Annotated in this window: 14 protein-coding genes; 10 read left to right on the top strand and 4 right to left on the bottom strand. The window is 44.4% G+C overall.

Annotated elements, in window-relative coordinates; translation table 11 throughout:
• Window positions 1-34 precede the first annotated feature (34 nt).
• Window positions 35-1096, top strand: coding sequence for a tyrosine-protein phosphatase (locus NEE14_RS12155; protein ID WP_251966728.1), 1062 nt, complete (start codon window positions 35-37; stop codon window positions 1094-1096).
• Between the two features lie 34 nt (window positions 1097-1130).
• Here NEE14_RS12155 and NEE14_RS12150 read toward each other — a convergent pair whose 3' ends face one another.
• From NEE14_RS12150 to NEE14_RS12140, 3 genes are read right to left on the bottom strand one after another with little or no spacing between them, the layout of a single operon-like run.
• Window positions 1131-1892 carry an EFR1 family ferrodoxin gene (locus NEE14_RS12150; RefSeq protein WP_251966727.1) on the bottom strand — a complete coding sequence of 254 codons (762 nt, stop codon included), beginning with the start codon at window positions 1890-1892 and terminating at the stop codon, window positions 1131-1133.
• Window positions 1893-1926: 34 nt separating this feature from the next.
• The gene (locus NEE14_RS12145) at window positions 1927-2928 is read right to left on the bottom strand and encodes an NADP-dependent oxidoreductase (protein WP_251966726.1); all 1002 of its coding nucleotides are present in this window, start codon (window positions 2926-2928) and stop codon (window positions 1927-1929) included.
• A 34-nt stretch (window positions 2929-2962) separates the two neighbouring features.
• Window positions 2963-3343, bottom strand: coding sequence for a winged helix-turn-helix transcriptional regulator (locus NEE14_RS12140; protein WP_251966725.1), 381 nt, complete (start codon window positions 3341-3343; stop codon window positions 2963-2965).
• Between the two features lie 295 nt (window positions 3344-3638).
• Between NEE14_RS12140 and NEE14_RS12135 the strand changes: the two genes are divergently transcribed.
• The 5 genes from NEE14_RS12135 to NEE14_RS12115 all read left to right on the top strand — a co-directional run bounded on the left by NEE14_RS12135 (window position 3639) and on the right by NEE14_RS12115 (window position 11393).
• Window positions 3639-4091: a hypothetical protein gene (locus tag NEE14_RS12135; protein ID WP_251966724.1), complete on the top strand. Its 453-nt coding sequence runs from the start codon at window positions 3639-3641 to the stop codon at window positions 4089-4091.
• Window positions 4066-5241 (top strand): tetratricopeptide repeat protein, encoded by a 1176-nt coding sequence (locus tag NEE14_RS12130; protein ID WP_251966723.1) that lies wholly within the window; start codon window positions 4066-4068, stop codon window positions 5239-5241. Before NEE14_RS12135 ends, NEE14_RS12130 begins: the two co-directional genes overlap by 26 nt.
• Before the next feature lie 146 nt (window positions 5242-5387).
• Complete coding sequence (locus NEE14_RS12125) at window positions 5388-7691, top strand: outer membrane beta-barrel family protein (protein WP_251966722.1); 2304 nt, start codon at window positions 5388-5390, stop codon at window positions 7689-7691.
• A 218-nt stretch (window positions 7692-7909) separates the two neighbouring features.
• Entirely contained in the window at window positions 7910-9649 is a 1740-nt protein-coding gene (locus NEE14_RS12120; RefSeq protein ID WP_251966721.1) for a DEAD/DEAH box helicase, read from the top strand.
• Window positions 9650-9782: 133 nt separating this feature from the next.
• Window positions 9783-11393 carry a dipeptidase gene (locus tag NEE14_RS12115; RefSeq protein WP_251966720.1) on the top strand — a complete coding sequence of 537 codons (1611 nt, stop codon included), beginning with the start codon at window positions 9783-9785 and terminating at the stop codon, window positions 11391-11393.
• A gap of 193 nt (window positions 11394-11586) precedes the next feature.
• Here NEE14_RS12115 and NEE14_RS12110 read toward each other — a convergent pair whose 3' ends face one another.
• Complete coding sequence (locus NEE14_RS12110) at window positions 11587-11973, bottom strand: Dabb family protein (RefSeq protein ID WP_251966719.1); 387 nt, start codon at window positions 11971-11973, stop codon at window positions 11587-11589.
• Window positions 11974-12157: 184 nt separating this feature from the next.
• Between NEE14_RS12110 and NEE14_RS12105 the strand changes: the two genes are divergently transcribed.
• The 4 genes from NEE14_RS12105 to NEE14_RS12090 all read left to right on the top strand — a co-directional run bounded on the left by NEE14_RS12105 (window position 12158) and on the right by NEE14_RS12090 (window position 18075).
• A complete protein-coding gene (locus NEE14_RS12105; RefSeq protein ID WP_251966718.1) occupies window positions 12158-13330 on the top strand; it encodes a C1 family peptidase in 1173 nt (390 codons plus the stop codon).
• Window positions 13331-13339: 9 nt separating this feature from the next.
• Window positions 13340-13804 carry a hypothetical protein gene (locus tag NEE14_RS12100; protein WP_251966717.1) on the top strand — a complete coding sequence of 155 codons (465 nt, stop codon included), beginning with the start codon at window positions 13340-13342 and terminating at the stop codon, window positions 13802-13804.
• A gap of 465 nt (window positions 13805-14269) precedes the next feature.
• Window positions 14270-17104 (top strand): leucine--tRNA ligase, encoded by a 2835-nt coding sequence (gene leuS, locus NEE14_RS12095; RefSeq protein ID WP_251966716.1) that lies wholly within the window; start codon window positions 14270-14272, stop codon window positions 17102-17104.
• Window positions 17105-17199: 95 nt separating this feature from the next.
• Window positions 17200-18075, top strand: a complete 876-nt coding sequence (locus NEE14_RS12090; protein WP_251966715.1) for a YitT family protein — start codon at window positions 17200-17202, stop codon at window positions 18073-18075.
• The last annotated feature ends 182 nt before the right edge of the window (window positions 18076-18257 follow it).

The following is an 18257-nucleotide window of genomic DNA, read 5'->3' as shown; positions in this document are numbered from 1 at the left end:
TCTATCTTTGTGTTGATAGATAGAAGTTGGGAGAATGGTGAAGAAAGAGCAGATTTTCGGATTACTGACATGTTTACTGGCATTGTTCGGATGCAAGCCGGAATCATGTGATATCAAGGCGTTGTGTGTGCGTGATGAAATTGGTAATTACATTATCAAATGGGAGACTAATCCGGTTATCCAAGGAACAGCGAAACTGTATGTTTCGGATGTACCGGACAAGTTCGATATGAGCCACCCGGCCATTACAACACCGATAGAAGATGGTTTTATCCGCTACATCACCGAGAATAACATCCAGCGGAAGTATTTCCGTATCACCTTCAACGATCATTTTCCACAGGATATCGCGGCCCAGTACACCTTTATGGAAGGAATCCAGAATTTCCGGGATGTAGGTGGCTATAAATCAAAGAAAGGCAGGCATATCCGCTGGGGGAAGATTTACCGTTCGGGCAATATACACAACTTCACCTCCCAGGATTCCATCCGGATGAGTGCCGCCGGTATCAAAACCATCATTGATCTACGGACGGCTCATGAAGTAAAAGAGAGACCCATTTATTTCCCTAATACGCAAATCATTCACATCCCCATTCCCTGCGGCAATAAGGACGAAATGATGCAGCGTATTCTCGAAAACAAGGTACGTAAACGGGACGGTTCTCTTTTCATGGAAGATGCCTACATCCGTTTTATCGCCAATAATACGGAAGACTTCGGAGAAGCGCTCCGCATCTTGCTCGATAAGAAAAACTATCCGGTACTGATCAGTGGTGAGTTGGGAAAAGACCGGGTCGGGATTTTTATCTCGTTTCTGTTTTCCATTCTGGATATTTCACAAGAATCCATTACTCGGGAATATATGGCTTCCAACCATTATATCAACCCGGGATTTATGGCCAAAACAGCTTCTTCACTCAGTTCGGATTCACAAGAGACAATGACGGTCCTGCTGTCTGTCAGTGAATCGTACCTGAATATTGCCTATCAGGAAATCGAAAACCGATACGGATCATTCGACAATTACCGGGAGACTGGGCTCAAAATCTCAGGAAGAAACAAAGACAAGCTCAAAGATCTCTTGCTGAAATAGGCAAGAGGCCATGCAGGTTCACTTAGCCAGCTTATCAAATATACAGTTCGCATTCTTTTCTTACAGAGCAGGCCTTCTTAAGCATCAGATGTACGATGGCAAGAAGCAAGCCATTAACCTTTCTGGCCTGATGAGGACAGACTGCAACGCAGCGCATGCAGGAAATACAGGCTTTCTTTTTCACTTTTGCCGGATCACTCGGACTGATGGCCCCGACAGGACATTTGGAAATACAGACACCGCATTTCGTACAGGCCTCGGTTGCTTTGGGCACGATACCCGCATTTCCGGCCTTTCTGTACGGTCTGTTGCCCGGTATGGCAGGAGTAGAGAAGTCTCTTTCATTCAGCTTGTCGACTATCTTATCGGCAAACGCTTTCAAATGCTTCTCGTCGGCCTGATCAGGACGGCCCGCGGCATATTTGTGCGCGATGGAGTGTTCTGCTATCGCTGCGACAGCAGCTATAACCGTGAACCCGGCCTGCTGCACAAGATCCTGAAGTTCAACCAAGGTGTCTTCATAAGCACGGTTACCATAAACACAAACGATAACAGCCTTGGCGCCGTTTCCCTGAATTTGTGAGATACGTGCAGCCGCCGGAGCCGGTACACGTCCGCTATACGAAGGAACAGCTACGATGGCAACCTCATCTTCCTGTAGCGCAATGTCACCAAAGTTCTTCTTTCGGTCAGACAGATCAATGTTTACCGACGTTCCATTCAACGCTTGGGCCAAAAATCCGGAGACTTTCCGGGTTCCACCTGTCGGACTAAAACAGATTTCATACAGTTTCATACTTTTCTACCTCCTTCTTCTATCCTTATAAGGTTTACATTTGAATCATCACCTTACCGTTGAGCCGTCCTTCAGCTACAAGTTGAAGGGCCTCATTTACCTGAGACAAAGAGAATATCCGGGGATCAACATCCGGAACGATATGATATTTCTCTACCATTTCCGTTATTTTCCGGAGCTGGACGCCATCCGCGCGGACGAATATGAAACGGTATTCTTTCCCTTGTTTTCGAGCAGCCCGGTCATACCTGTATCCAGCTACCGTAAACAGCAGTTTCTTAAACCAGGGGAAACCATTTCGCAGGGCAAACATTTTATTAGGAGCGTTCCTCAAACTCAGTAACCGTCCTCCTTTTTTCAGGACAGACAGCTCATGCTCAAATTCGGAAGCGCCCAAAGTATCTATGACGTAATCGACGCCAGACAAGAGATCCCAATAATTCTCTTCCGTATACACGATATACTGGTCAACTCCCATTTGCTCAAACTTCTCCCGTGAACGCCTATTGCCCGTGATGATGACACGAAGCCCCATGGCCTTTGCGACAGGTACAGCCATTTGTCCAAAACTTCCGGAACCTCCGGGAATCAGCAGGGTTTTACCGGACTGTACTTCCAGTTCTTCCACAAGTCCCTGATAAGCCGTCAAACCGGTTAAAGGAATGGCCGCAGCCGTAACAAAGTCATAGCCGGATGGCATCGGAGCAACAGCCCGACAGTCAACGGCCACGTATTCGGCAAAAGCACCTATTTTATGCAGGGGCAATAGGGCATAAACGGAATCTCCGACCTTAAAATCCCTCACATCTTCGCCAACGCTTTCCACGATCCCGGCACATTCGTTTCCCAATGTAAGAGGCATGTGATAATCTTGGACCAACCGTATACGGCCTGTAAGGATCAGGTTCTCCAAAGGATTAACCGCCGCAGCTTTTACCCGGATCAGCACTTCATGTTTATCCGGCACAGGAACGGGAACCTCATTGATACTCACATTGATTTTCTTTGCATATTTCTTTATCTGAGCTGCTTTCATCTTCTTGGTACTTATCGTGTGTGAATTGAATTATTTATTCAGGCTGCGACATGGCTTTTCTACGGTCGTGCATGACCTCTTCCATATGCTCGGCCGCCCATTCCAACAAGGAAGTCAGGATCGGCTTCAGGGATTCGGCCCTGACTGTAAGTGCATATTCCACCCGTGGCGGTATTTCCGAAAAGACAGTCCGAGTGATATAGCCATCCTCTTCCAATGTTCGCAAGGTCATCGTCAGCATCCGCTGGGAAATATCAGGCATGTGCTGCCTTAACTCCGTAAAACGCATGCTTTCCTTGCCGGATCTATCCAGAATATATAAAACTAACAAGGCCCATTTATCACATATTCTTGCCAACACATTCCTGACCGGACAGGCAGGGAATGTGGCATCCTGTACCGTTGATCTCTTCATGACTATTTATATCACCTAATATTAATGATGCACAAAAATAAGAAATATCATTTTAATAACCAAGTATATTTTTTATACTGGAAAATAAAGCGTATTATCATGGATAAAACCGGTAAACAAATTCTGATATTATCCGTTCCACCTTCCATCTTCGTTCGATACTTGGAACTACCTTATTTCAACAACTATATGACAAATATCAGTATGAACCAACATTCTGTTGGATGTAATCTTTCTTTTTTCCTTAACGGTTTTCTTAAAAGAAAGATATACTTTTGTATCAAAAGGGACAAGTATGAGAAATATACTATATATCATTATATTAGCAGTGGCGTTATGTGCATGTAACAATTCCACACAAAAAGAGAGGATTTTAGATACGGCAGAATCAATGGCCGTTGAGCATCCCGATTCTGCCCAAACAATACTGGAAACATTATATCCATATTCAAAATTGACACAACAACAAAGAGCACGATGCGGCATATTGCTCGCTACGACAAAACTTCAACAAAGCAAAGCCTTTGCCTCCGATAGACTATTGGACAACAGTGTATCATATTTCAAGCAGAATTGTGACAGCATAGAGCTATTCAAAGCCTATCAGCTCAAAGCCTATCAGGCTATGTGGCGTGGGCAACAGGATTCAATGTCCTATTATTTGCAGCAGTCAATCAACATGATAGGTGAGGGAAATAAAAACCCAGCTATATTCTTTGTATATGAAACTGGCAGATATTTATTGTGAACCGTCTGCTGAAAAAGATTACAATAAAGCAATAGTATATGCAAGGAAAGCATTAACTTATGCGGAGACAGAACAACAAAAGGCCTATGCTCTACACCAAATTGGAGCCTGCTATGGCTTCATCAATGAAAATGACTCCGCATTGGTTTATATCGCCCGTGCCATTGATTTTTCACAACAAAATAAAGGAGAATCTAATTATACAACCTATGTGCTGAATTATGCAAATACACCAGGCGTAAATTACGAAAAAGCCAAAAGCTATTTAACGGAATTACCTGAAAACAGTTTGGGAAGGTTGATTACTTTAGGTTTTCTCAATCTAAACAACAGGCATACAGGCATTGCAAAATATTTTTGCGACAAAGCTGATTCGTTATATAGTAGCGCCCCTGATAAGTATTCAATCAATACATACAACAGCCTTAGAATACTCAATGCATGTGTAAAATACACCTTGGGTGAAGAAGTTTCTGCAAGTGAAGGGATTTCAAGGAACGATTCAATTTCACAAGCCATTTCAAGAAAAGAAGCTTTGAATAGTGAGATTTCAAGCAACAACTTACTATTGCAGAAACACATTCATGAATCGCAACTAAGAACCCAAAGAAAGATTGTCATCATATTATCAATCGTATTCTTTGGTATAATATTGTTCTTCCTATACGACAGAAATAACAAGAAACGATATATAAAAATAAGAAAAGAACTGGACCAGATTCGTGTCAATCAGATAGAATTACAATCTATTGATTCTGAGAATGACCAAAATTCTGAATTGACTAAGATTTGGAAGAAAAGAGCTGATATTTGCAGAGACAATTTCATTCGGAATGGATGGATGAAGAAACTTCAAATATTAGAAGGAAATGATAAACATTCCAATGGTTCTTTTCTCCCGCCTGCAGAAAGGGACAAACTCAGGAAACAGTTATTCGAAGAATTCACAGACATGATAATCGATATAAAAGCGGCAGGCAATGGAGTCAATCTGGATGATCTGACACTATGTCTCCTTTGTCTTCTGAAAATAAATAATACAACGATTTCCAAATGCATGGGGGCTTCGGAAAACGCTATCAGAACTCGAAAAAGCAGACTTAAAGAAAAGCTTGACCCTCAGATGTATCAATTTATATTCGGTAGATAATAAACTAATATACATCATAATATACAAACATTGAAACAAATATGAAACACTGAAACGCACATTGCAACAAATCTGCAATGCATAATTCTAAAGCCCCTATAACCAAAATCATACTTTTGCATTGAGTCATAAAAATGCAAGCAAGTATGAAAAGAAATCTTTTATTTATTTTCGTTTTAATGATTGTGCCATTTACAGTCAAGGCGCAAATCAAAGGTGTGATATGTGACGAGAACCAGAACCCCGTAGAGTTTGCAAATGTTATTTTGATGGGTGCTGATTCCGTATATATCGCTGGTACAGTAACAGACGTAAGCGGTAAATTTGATTTTTTAACCGATTATTCAAACGCAAAGTTTCTACAAATTTCCGCTCTCGGATACAAGACAATTATAAAAACGCTGGATGAGAAAAACGATATTGGAACACTCGTGCTCGTTTCAGACAATATTCTGCTGGACGAAATTACAGTAACGGCACGACCTTCTCAACATTTGACAAAAGGTGGCATAATCACAACTGTAAATGGGTCTGTTTTAAGCCTGCTCGGGAATGCAATGGATGTGATTGGACAACTTCCAGGCGTTAAGCGTGAAGATGACAAATTTACTGTTTTTGGCAAAGGGACACCCATAATATATGTGAATGGGAGAAAACTGACGGACAACAGCGAATTATATAGAATGTCATCAAAAGATATTGCAAGTGTGGAAGTAATCAGTAATCCCGGTGCAAAATATGGCGCGGAAGTAAAATCGGTGTTATTAGTCCGCACAATCAAGAAACAAGGAGACGGATTAAGCGGCTCAATACAAGGTGTCGTCCGGGCTGCCCACTCCTGGTCTAATTCAGACAACCTTTCTTTCAATTTCAGGAAGAATAATCTTGACATATTCGGGGCCTTTGCTTTCGACCATTCAAGGCGATATCAGCAGCAGAAAAATGTCACCATGATAAATACTGGGCATAATCTGTATGATCTGAATTCTGACATTATCATATTGCCTGTCAGCACAACTTATAATGCCAATTTAGGTTTCAACTGGCAAATTAACCCTAAGAATGTATTGGGAGCAAAATATGAATTTCAAGGTACACCTTACAATCATTCAGACTGGACCACAAATGAAACGATCGAATTAAATGGTATCCTTGATGATAAAATAGATTACTATACATACTGGAAAAGAAAGAATATGCCGACGAACATATTGAATATGTATTATATAGGCGAATATGGAGATTGGACGCTTACTGTAAATAACGACTATTATTCAAGCCGCAATAAAGCTGAACAGGAAATAGATGAAATCAGTTTATCGGAAGGGAAATCGGCAATAAGCAGCCTGAATCGCATCAACAGTTCAATGTTTGCCTCCAAATCCGTCCTGGATTACGTCTTTGGCAAAAATACACTTGAGGCCGGTTATGAGTACACTTATACAAACAGAACTGACCGATATGATAACTATAATGATTTTTTGCCGGATGCAGATGATAATATCAAGGAACATAATATTGCCGGTTTCATAAGTGCCACTTTTCCCATAGGAGTCTATGAACTTTCAGGGGGATTAAGGTATGAGCATACTATATCCGATTACTATGAGAATGGGCTTTTAATATCAGAGCAAAGCCGAAAATATGATCGTCTGTTTCCCAATATAGACTTTACGTTCCCTATTAAAAAAGCTAAGTTTACTCTATCATACACTGCCAAGACAAAACGGCCGCTGTATAGTCAATTGAGCAGCAATATACAATATGACGACCGCTTTACCTATGAAACAGGAAATCCTCTATTGAAACCGGAAATGAATCACGATGTTTCTTTATCTGGTATTTACAAATGGGTTTTCTTTTCAGCAAGCTATCAATATGTAAAAGATGCTATAGTCGGGATTGTTGAAGCATATAAGGAAGGAGAACCAGTAAATCTGATGACTTATATGAATTATGATCATATCTCAAAATATACAGCGATGGTATCTCTATCCCCTAAAATATCAATCTGGTCACCTCGTCTCCAATTTTATCTGATGGGGCAAAACCTTAAAATACCATTTATGGGGACAGAACTGCGAATGAACAATCCATTTTTGTTTATCAATTTCTACAACAGCCTATCTGTTGGAAAAGGTTTCACCATTACAGGTGATATGCTATATCATACATCGGGAGATATGGATGTGGTTACACTAAAACCGTCATGGCAAATAAATCTGGGTGTAACCAAAACGATTGGGAACTGGTTCTTCCAGCTTAGTGCAACAGATATATTCAAAACAGCCCGTAATTCAATGATAACCTATGGAACTCAAATGAAACTTGACAAATGGAACTATAGTGATTCACAGGCCGTTCGGCTTACCATACGTTATGCATTTAACTCTACGATGAGCAAATATAAAGGAAGAGGTGCTGGTCAAAGCGAAAAGAATCGTTTATAAGATTCAGATTAAGAGAAATGGAGACAGAGTTGACCATCGGCATGTTAAATATCGTCAGACACTGACAAAGCTATCATCATTGACCTTAGGAACTTATATTTTTCATATCTCAAAAATAGTTTACATTATTCTTCCTAAATCCATCAGAAATCGGGCGAGTTTTTGTATCTTTGCAAACTGAAAACGATCCGTTTTTATAATCATCTAACAGACAGAATTTGAAAACATTTGAAGAATTAGGAGTTGCCGCACCGATATTAAAGGCAATTCAGGAACTGGGGTATGTTTCCCCGATGCCCGTACAAGAGGAAGTGATTCCTTATTTACTGGGACAAGATAATGATGTTATTGCTTTGGCTCAGACAGGAACCGGTAAAACGGCTGCCTTTGGTCTGCCTATTTTACAGAAGATAGAGGTGGAAGATTACCAGCCTCAAGCATTGGTATTATGCCCGACACGGGAGCTCTGCTTGCAAATCGCCGACGATTTGAATGACTATTCCAAATATATTGATCACCTGCGTGTACTGCCTGTATATGGTGGTTCCAGCATTGAAAGTCAGATCAAGACGCTGAAACGTGGTGTTCACGTCGTTGTAGCGACACCGGGACGATTACTCGACCTGATGAACCGGAAAACGGTCGATCTGAGTCATATCCGCAATGTCATCATGGACGAGGCCGACGAAATGCTGAACATGGGATTTACTGACAGCATCAATGCGATCCTGGCGGAGGTTCCGGCTTCCCGTAATATGCTGCTCTTCTCGGCAACCATGCCACAAGGGATTGCAGCGATTACCAAACAGTACATGAATCACCCGAAAGAGATCGTCATTGGTAACAAGAACGAAGGGAATAAGAATATCCGGGATATCTACTTCATGGTTCGTGCCCAGGATAAATACCTGGCGTTAAAACGTATCGCCGACTTCTATCCGAATATTTACGCCATCATTTTCTGCCGGACACGTAAGGAAACGCAGGAGATAGCCGATAAACTGATCCAGGACGGATACAATGCCGATTCACTGCACGGCGAACTGAGTCAGGCGCAACGCGACTATGTGATGCAGAAGTTCCGTATCAAGAACCTGCAGTTGCTGGTTGCAACCGACGTAGCTGCCCGTGGTCTGGATGTAGATGATCTGACCCACGTGATCAACTATGGCTTACCGGATGATATCGAATCGTATACACACCGCCGCGGACGTACCGGAAGAGCCGGGAAAACCGGTATTTCCATCTCCATCTGCCATATACGCGAGAAAGGGAAGATCAAGGAAATCGAGCGGGTTATCAACAAGAAGTTCGAGAAAGGCGTGATGCCTTCAGGAAAGGAAATCTGCGCCAAACAGCTTTTCAACCTGGTTGACCAGATTGAGAAAGTAAAGGTGAACGAAGAAGAAATCGCCGAACTGATGCCGCAGATCTACCGCAAGCTGGAGTGGCTGGACAAGGAAGACATCATCAAGCGTATGGTTTCTCTGGAATTCAACCGCATGATTGATTATTACAAAGACGCGGACGAAATTGAAACCGTTGATGAGAAATCCAGCCGGAAAGACCGCGAAGGCGGAAGAAAACGGAAAGCAGAAGAAGGCTTTGTCCGTTTCTTCATCAACTTCGGAAAGACCGATGGCTTATACACCAACCAGCTGATCGACCTAGTCAACAAATGTGTTCCGGGAAAAGTCCGGATCGGCCGGATCGACCTGATGGAGAAATTCTCATTCTTCGAAGTGGAAGAGAAGGAAGCCCGCCGGGTAGAAAAGTGCATGAACAACTTCGAAGTGGACGGCCGGCGAATCGTTGTGGAAGAAGCCCAGGAAAAAGGAGAAGGAAAAGGGAAGGAGAAAGAACGGAAACGCCGCAGCACCGCCCAGAAACGCTTCGAACGGGCCAACGGAAAGCCGGGCAAACAATCATTCGGCGATAAAAAACGGAAAAAGAAATAAGGGGTTCATACCCATTCAGGAAGGTTACTTTCCGGCCCGGAAGGTAACCTTTATTTTATTCTTCCCTCCAAGAACATACCAGCTTATCCTGAAAAAGCGTATCTTTACCGCACAAATCTAATAACAGAACAGAATGAAGAAATACGTATTGACAGTGATCAGCCTGGTTTGCTGCTGTTCTTTTCTTTTAGCACAAGAATATAATTCTACTTTACCTCCGTTGAATCCGGAAAGCTGCACAAGCATCATGGTAGGTAAAAAGGCCTCGACCGACGGTTCAGTTATGACAAGCCATACCTGCGACGGCAACTATCGTACCTGGATGGAAGTTGTTCCTGCAGCCCGGTATGAGAAAGATACGACCGTATCGATCTATTCGGGACGGATGCATACAACTACTCCTGATGACCGTACCGGCATGACACTGAAAGGCTCCATTCCGGAAGCCCGTTCAACCTATCAGTTTCTGAATACCGCTTATCCCTGCCTCAACGAAAAGCAGTTAGGTATTGGAGAAACGACGATCTCCGGTCGGAAAGAACTGGTCAACGAGAAAGGTATGTTCATGATCGAAGAACTGGCCAAGATAGCCTTACAGCGTTGTACGACCGCCCGCGAAGCAATCCGTCTGATGGGCGACCTGGTCAAGAAATATGGTTATGGCGACTGGGGTGAATGTCTGACCATTGCTGATCCCAACGAAGTATGGCATTTCGAAGTCTTCGGAGAAGGGCCGGACCAGCTTGGCGGTGTCTGGGCCGCAGTACGTATTCCGGATGATCATGTGGGCGTATCGGCCAATGTGCCTCGTATTTCTACGCTCAACCTGAAAGATACCGATCATTACATGGCCTCGGAGAATGTGTTTGACGTGGCCAAGAAATTAGGATTCTGGGACGGCAAGAAGCCTTTCCGTTTCTGGGAAGCTTATGCCGGCGGGAATTATTTCGGCGAAAAGAAATCATTCAGCCTGCGCGAATATTATATCCTGAATGCCTTGGCTCCTTCGCTGCATCTTTCGTATGACGCGGAAGAACTGCCCATCAGCGTTAAACCGGACTCTGCCGTATCGGTACAGAAAGTGATGGCACTGCTCCGTGAAACCTATGCCGGTTCGGAGTTCGACGTGACCAAGAACCTGAAAGTAACAGCCAAGAATAAAGAGACCGGTCGGACCGATACCATTATCAGTCCGGCTGCCAATCCGTGGATGACATCGGATATGATCACCATGCTGAACGGGATCAAACCCAATACCGTACAGAAGAATCGGTTGGTAGCGGTGCCGCAATGCTCTTATTCAACCGTGATCCAATTACGAAGCTGGTTACCGGATGCCGTCGGCGGCGTTGCCTGGATCGCCTTCGATAATCCGGGACAGAGTCCGCGTATTCCGGTTTTCGCAGGAACGACTTCTCTGCCCGCCTGCTTTGCGGTCTGCGGACAGGCGGCCCATCGGGAAGATGCCATCGTCTGGAAATACCGGACTGCCAACAAACTGGCCACCGTCCGCTGGGGAGCAACTAAAGAAACCGTCTTATCGGCCGTCGCACACTTTGAAGAGAAAGGACTGTCGGAAATGCCTTTCGTAGAAAACCGTTATCAGACTTTATCCCAGACAAAAGGAGAAGAAGCGGCACGGGCTTATCTAACCCAATACACTGCCGACTTTGCCGGAGCTACTATCCTGCGTTGGGAAGAAATGGCCGACGCATTCTGGAAGAAATTTGCCAGAGGGTTTTAACGACTACAAAGCACTTCCTTCCTCCAGATTTTACGACAGCTCAGTAAGTCTTATATAGAATCCAATCAAAAACCCCTCCGTCTAGCGAGAAACTATACGGAGGGGTTTATATATCAAGAATTCTTAAGTATCATTTTGGGATTCTTGAGTATCACATTGGGTATCATTCTGGCATTCTTGGGTATCATTTCATTTACCTCGTCCAATAATCCAGGACGGTGACGGCAGAGGCTTTGTTTCCCAATACCTTCCCGAATTCTTTATGGGCCGGATGTACCAGATAGGCATCGCGGTCGGCTTCCGAATAGAAAGTAACGAAGAAACAGTGCGTCAATCCGTGCTGTAATCCCTCCGGACTGCAGTCTGTTCCCCACTCATAATCCTTGATCAGATCGATCTTCGATGGTAGTTCGCCGAAAGCATCTTCTACCGCTTTCACCTGTTCAGCTGTTACTTCGGGCTTGAAGCCGAACATAACTACATGACGAAGCACCTTGTCCTGTTTCGGTTCTCCGGAGCAACTGCCTAATGTAAAGGCCAATGCCAATAACGAACCTGTTAATAAAGCCAGTTTCTTCATACGTTTGTTGTGTTTAAGTACATAAATCCGTTTATAATTTTCACGAAAGTAATGAATCCTTTTCAGATAGGCAATGACAGAGCCTCTTACTTTTCTTTTTGGCCTGAATATTGGGAGATAAACGAACAATATCGTATCTTCGTCGCACAACGGGATGATTGATCAAATAAATCCATTATACAACATGAAAACATTTTTACTTTCTTGTGTTTTTGCCTGCATGGCGTCAGGAGCCATGGCTCAGGGATATCAGTTTACTGATGAAGTGAAAGTACCGGCTACTTCGGTCAAGAACCAGGCTGCCAGCGGTACCTGCTGGTGCTTTGCCACTACTTCCTTCATGGAATCCGAATTACTCCGGATGGGAAAAGGCGAGTACGACCTCTCCGAGATGTTCATCGTCCGCCAGAAATACATCAATCAGATGAAAGACAACTACCTGCGTCGCGGAAAAGGGAATGTAGGCCAGGGTAGTCTTTCGCCTACCTGGATGCACGCTTTTGAGCAGGTCGGCATCGTACCCGAAGAAGTCTATCACGGCATCAATTACGATTCGGACCGGCATAACCACGAAGAACTGGCTTCGTACGTAGAAAGCATTTCTGAAACAGCCATCAAGCTGCGTTCCAACAGTCCGGAATATCAGGAGCTGGTAAACAGCCTTTTCGATATTTATTTCGGAAAGGTCCCGGAAAAATTCACTTACCAGGGGAAAGAATATACACCGAAAAGCTTTGCCGCTTCCTTAGGACTGGATATGAACAACTACGTAGAACTGACCAGCTTCACACACCAGCCGTATTATCAGAAGTTTGACATCGAAGTACCCGATAACTGGGAACACCAGCTGATGTATAACCTGCCGCTCGACGAAATGATGCAGACCATGGATTATGCCCTGAAGAACGGTTATTCGGTTTGCTGGGACGGCGACGTAAGCGAAAAGGGCTTTTCGTTCATCAACGGCGTTGCCATCAATCCGGAAGTCAACAGTGTAGATACTTACTCCGGGACAGACCGCGCCCGCTTTGAGAAAATGAATCCGAACGAACGTCTGGAAGAAGTCTATAAGTTCGAACATCCGTATCCGGAAGTCAACGTAACGCCCGAAATCCGTCAGAAAGGGTATGAGACCTTTGTTACGACCGACGATCACCTGATGCATATCACCGGTATCACCAAAGATCAGAACGGCACGAAGTATTACATTACCAAAAACTCCTGGGGAACCGAACGGAACCGTTTTGGAGGTTATCTGAATATGTCGGAAAGCTTTGTGAAGGCAAAGACTATCTATATCCTGGTGCACAAAGATGCCATCCCGAAAGAAATCAAAGCGAAGTTAGGTATCCAATAAGACAGCCTTATGAAGAAAATCAGTCTATTACTATTGGTAACCATTCTGGGCAGCTTTGCGGCCTGCGATGACGAAGACAGCCCCAAGAGGTCTGAAGTAATGTCCGCGCAATGCCAAGACGAAAGTTTACGGGGCTTCGAGGAGGGCGATTCGCTCACTTACACTGTAGAGGGTAATACGATAGGCATCGCCATCCGGAATTTGCAGCGTCCGTGTGACCTGACTAAGTTCCAATATCTGTTGGAACAGAAAGAGGGAAACCGGATTGTTTTGACAATTGAGGAACTGGACGGAGGCGCAGTGAATTGTATCTGCCCGATGAATTTTGATTATTCTGTCGGAAACCTCACATCCGGAGAAACTTACTACTATGAAGTTCGGGTGAAAGCTTATTCCACCCAAACTGAATTTACACCGTATACATTCAGCTTTACTTGCACAGAGAAAGCCACAGGAACGGTTTATCAAGAATAATCTCAGACGAATGAGGCTATCCATTTAAAAGGGCCATATTACCAATCGTTTTCGGACTGATTATAAAAAATTCCCCTGCTCCTACGATGAATAGAAGCAGGGGATTTATTTGAAAATTGAGCTTGAAAAAACACGCCGGCTTTTCGGCAAAACACGCCGGGAAATCACCAATATACGCCGGCTTTTGCTTCATTTCCTACCAGCTTTCTCATCAAAACCCTCGAAAATTGGTTTTAATTCTCGGGAGAATCGCTTTTCAATCCCGCTTGCTCCACAATTTGTCTTTTTTCCTCATTTAGAATGTTAGCAAAAAGAGGTCATTCGGCGCATTTTGTAAGAGAGTAAGCGGGATTTCTTAAAATGCCCATCTCGCCAGCAAAATTCAAAACAGAAACGGGAGCAAACCAAATAAAATCACTACTTTTGTATTTCAAATAAAGATAATTGTTAAAGGTATAACCAGATATGGAATACAATTTCAGAGACATTGAGAAGAAATGGCGTGAATATTGGATCGCCAACAAGGTCTATCAAGTAGAGATTAACGAGAAACCCAAGTACTATGTGTTGGATATGTTTCCGTATCCGTCAGGAGCCGGACTGCATGTAGGGCACCCGCTCGGTTACATTGCTTCTGATATTTATTCCCGTTACAAAAGATTGTGCGGCTTCAACGTGTTGCACCCCATGGGTTATGATGCCTATGGACTGCCGGCCGAACAATATGCCATTCAGACCGGACAACATCCGGCTATCACAACGGTCAATAATATCAATCGTTACCGGGAACAGCTGGACAAAATAGGGTTCTCATTTGACTGGAACCGCGAAGTCCGCACGTGTGATCCGAAATATTACCACTGGACACAATGGGCTTTCCAGAAGATGTTCAACAGCTACTATTGCAATGGATGCCAGAAGGCACAGCCCATCAGCAAACTGATAGCTTATTTTGAAGAGAAAGGTACGGAAGGCTTGGATGTGGCTTGCAGCGAAGAGCTGAGCTTTACAGCCGAAGAATGGAAGGCCAAGAGTGAAAAGGAACAGCAGGAAATCCTGATGAACTACCGGATCGCTTATCTGGGCGAGACGATGGTGAACTGGTGTCCGCAGCTGGGAACGGTATTGGCTAACGATGAGGTAGTAGACGGTGTATCCGAACGTGGTGGTTATCCGGTTGTCCAGAAGAAGATGCGCCAGTGGTGCTTGCGTGTTTCTGCGTATGCTCAGCGTTTGCTGGACGGACTGGAAACAGTCGACTGGACAGATTCACTGAAAGAAACCCAGCGTAACTGGATTGGTCGTTCGGAAGGTACGGAAGTCCGCTTTAAAGTAAAAGACCAGGATTTGGAATTCACCATCTTCACAACCCGTGCCGATACGATGTTCGGTGTTACCTTCATGGTTTTGGCTCCGGAAAGCGAATTGGTTCCGCTGCTGACTACTGAAGCTCAGAAAGCCGATGTGGAAGCTTATCTGGACCGTACCAAGAAACGTACCGAACGCGAACGTATTTCCGACCGTCGGGTAACAGGTGTATTCAGCGGCTCATACGCCATCAATCCGTTTACAGGTGATGCCGTTCCGGTATGGATCAGCGATTATGTATTGGCCGGTTACGGAACAGGAGCCATCATGGCCGTTCCTGCACACGACAGCCGCGACTACGCATTCGCCAAACATTTCAATTTGCCGATCATCCCGTTGGTAGAAGGCTGCGATGTCAGTGAAGAAAGCTTCGATGCAAAAGAAGGTATCGTATGTAACTCACCGAAGGCAGGCGTTACTCCTTACTGCGACCTGAACCTGAACGGACTGACCATCAAGGAAGCCATTGCTGCCACGAAGAAATATGTAAAAGAACATCAGTTAGGACGTGTAAAAGTAAACTTCCGTCTGCGTGATGCTATTTTCTCCCGCCAGCGTTACTGGGGCGAACCGTTCCCGGTTTATTACAAGGACGGCATGCCGTATATGATCGACGAGAGCAAACTGCCGTTGGAATTACCGGAAGTAGCGAAGTTCCTGCCGACTGAAAGCGGCGAACCTCCATTGGGACATGCTACCAAATGGGCCTGGGATGTAGAGAAAGGCGAAGTGGTAGACAATGCCTTGATCGATCAGAAGACGGTCTTCCCGCTGGAATTAAATACAATGCCGGGATTTGCCGGATCAAGCGCTTATTACCTGCGTTATATGGACCCGCATAACGACAAGGAACTGGTATCTAAGGAAGCTGATGAATACTGGCAGAACGTCGACCTGTATGTCGGTGGAACCGAACATGCAACCGGTCACCTGATCTACTCTCGTTTCTGGAATAAGTTCCTGCACGACCTGGGAGTCAGTGTAAAGGAAGAACCGTTCCAGAAGCTGATCAACCAGGGTATGATCCAGGGACGTTCGAACTTCGTTTATCGTATTAAAGATACCAATACATTCGTATCATTCGGACTGAAAGACCAGTACGACGTGACTCCGCTGCATGTGGATGTCAACATCGTATCCAACGATATCCTCGATATAGAAGCCTTCAAGAACTGGCGCCCGGAATACAACACAGCCGAATTTATCCTGGAAGACGGCAAGTATGTCTGCGGATGGGCTGTCGAGAAGATGTCAAAATCCATGTTCAACGTCGTCAACCCGGATGTCATTGTCGAGAAATACGGAGCAGACACCTTGCGTCTGTATGAAATGTTCTTAGGCCCGATCGAACAGTCAAAGCCATGGGATACCAACGGAATCGACGGTGTACACCGCTTCCTGAAGAAACTCTGGACGTTGTTCTACGGAACGGCAGACAGCCTGCAGGTAAGCAACGACGAACCGAAGGCAGAAGAACTGAAGTCGCTGCACAAGCTGATCAAGAAGGTAACCTTCGACATCGAACATTTCTCATACAATACGTCGATCAGTGCCTTCATGATCTGTGTCAACGAACTGAGCTCTCTGAAATGTAACAAACAGGCCATCTTGGAACCGCTGGTCATCCTGCTTGCTCCGTTTGCACCGCACGTTGCAGAAGAACTGTGGCATGAATTAGGCCATAACACTACGGTGTGCGATGCCCAATGGCCGGCCTACAACGAAGCTTATCTGGTAGAGAACACTGCCGTTTACGCCATTTCGTTCAACGGGAAAGTTCGTTACAACTTAGAATTACCGGCTGACATGCCGAAAGAAGAAGTGGAGAAGACAGCGCTGAACCATGAGAATTCCGCTAAATGGCTGGAAGGAAAGTCAGTGAAGAAGGTTATCGTTGTACCGAAGAAGATTGTCAATATCGTAATTGGATAAAACAAACAAATAAAAATAACATGAAACGCCGAAGGAAGCAGCAGAACAGACATTCTGCTACCCGTCTTCGGCGTTTTTTATAAATAGATAATACTATGAATCTCAAATCAAACAAGTATTTTTTTGAAATACAGGACTATCTGATGATCCTGTTGGGAACCTTACTGTATGGTTTCGGTTTTAATGGTTTTATCCTTTCCAATGAAATTATCACGGGAGGGTTGAGTGGTATCTGTGCTTTGATTTACTTTGCCAGCGGTCAAATGATACCGGTGTCCATTTCTTATTTTGTCATCAACATCATTCTGCTGGCCATTGCCTTGAAAATATTGGGATTGAAGTTCTTGTTAAAAACGATCTTCGGTGTATTCTCTCTGTCGGCCTCTTTGTCCTTGTTCGAAATGCTGCTGCCGGAGCCGATTATCAAGAACGAACCGTTTATGTCGATTATCATTGGTGCCTGCCTGTGCGGTTCTGGTTTAGGACTGGTCTTTTCAGCCAACGGAAGTACGGGAGGAACCGATATCATCGGGGCGATTATCAACAAATACAAGAACATATCAATCGGGCGTGCCCTGCTGTTCTGCGATTTCTTCATCATCGGATCTTCCTATGTTCTTTTCCATGATGTTGAAAAGATCGTATTCGGTTTCGTTGAAATGGTCATCAGCAATTACTTGCTCGACTGGGTGGTGAACGGCAACCGGCAGTCGGTCCAATTCCTGATCTTCTCACAGAAACACGATGAAATTGTCGAAAAGATCCTGCATGACATGGGCCGTGGCTGTACCATCCTTGACGGTACGGGCGGATATTCAAAACGACCCGTAAAAGTAGTTGTGCTCCTGGCCAAGAAATCAGAGTCACCGGCCATATTCCGACTGGTCAAGAATATCGACCACAACGCATTTATCTCTCAAAGCATTGTCAGAGGCGTATATGGCGAAGGATTTGATCCGATTAAAGTATAACACATTGGGGAAATAATAGAATATAAGCGGGAAAGTCATGTGAATAAAATAAACGGTTGGCAGGTAAACTACCAACCGTTTCCTATTTGAAGTGTGATACAAAAGAATATTTTGCGATCATACGTAAGCAAGTTGCCCCGCACTCCATCGTATCTGGCTGCTGGATATGTAGAAATGACTTC

It is taken from the genome of Parabacteroides sp. AD58 (assembly GCF_023744375.2).
In the GTDB taxonomy this organism is placed as follows: Bacteria; Bacteroidota; Bacteroidia; order Bacteroidales; family Tannerellaceae; genus Parabacteroides; species Parabacteroides absconsus.
Note: the sequence above shows the minus strand (reverse complement) of the source record. Positions and strands in the feature narration are given on the sequence as shown.

What these genes read in the sequence shown, in the direction of transcription:
- NEE14_RS12105 (WP_251966718.1), top strand. Translation starts at nt 12,158, where the DNA reads ATGAAAACATTTTTACTTTCTTGTGTTTTTGCCTGCATGGCGTCAGGA.
- NEE14_RS12115 (WP_251966720.1), top strand. Translation starts at nt 9,783, where the DNA reads ATGAAGAAATACGTATTGACAGTGATCAGCCTGGTTTGCTGCTGTTCT.
- NEE14_RS12155 (WP_251966728.1), top strand. Translation starts at nt 35, where the DNA reads ATGGTGAAGAAAGAGCAGATTTTCGGATTACTGACATGTTTACTGGCA.
- NEE14_RS12135 (WP_251966724.1), top strand. Translation starts at nt 3,639, where the DNA reads ATGAGAAATATACTATATATCATTATATTAGCAGTGGCGTTATGTGCA.
- NEE14_RS12150 (WP_251966727.1), bottom strand. Translation starts at nt 1,892, where the DNA reads ATGAAACTGTATGAAATCTGTTTTAGTCCGACAGGTGGAACCCGGAAA.
- NEE14_RS12100 (WP_251966717.1), top strand. Translation starts at nt 13,340, where the DNA reads ATGAAGAAAATCAGTCTATTACTATTGGTAACCATTCTGGGCAGCTTT.
- NEE14_RS12130 (WP_251966723.1), top strand. Translation starts at nt 4,066, where the DNA reads ATGAAACTGGCAGATATTTATTGTGAACCGTCTGCTGAAAAAGATTAC.
- NEE14_RS12125 (WP_251966722.1), top strand. Translation starts at nt 5,388, where the DNA reads ATGAAAAGAAATCTTTTATTTATTTTCGTTTTAATGATTGTGCCATTT.
- NEE14_RS12140 (WP_251966725.1), bottom strand. Translation starts at nt 3,343, where the DNA reads ATGAAGAGATCAACGGTACAGGATGCCACATTCCCTGCCTGTCCGGTC.
- leuS (WP_251966716.1), top strand. Translation starts at nt 14,270, where the DNA reads ATGGAATACAATTTCAGAGACATTGAGAAGAAATGGCGTGAATATTGG.
- NEE14_RS12145 (WP_251966726.1), bottom strand. Translation starts at nt 2,928, where the DNA reads ATGAAAGCAGCTCAGATAAAGAAATATGCAAAGAAAATCAATGTGAGT.
- NEE14_RS12090 (WP_251966715.1), top strand. Translation starts at nt 17,200, where the DNA reads ATGAATCTCAAATCAAACAAGTATTTTTTTGAAATACAGGACTATCTG.
- NEE14_RS12110 (WP_251966719.1), bottom strand. Translation starts at nt 11,973, where the DNA reads ATGAAGAAACTGGCTTTATTAACAGGTTCGTTATTGGCATTGGCCTTT.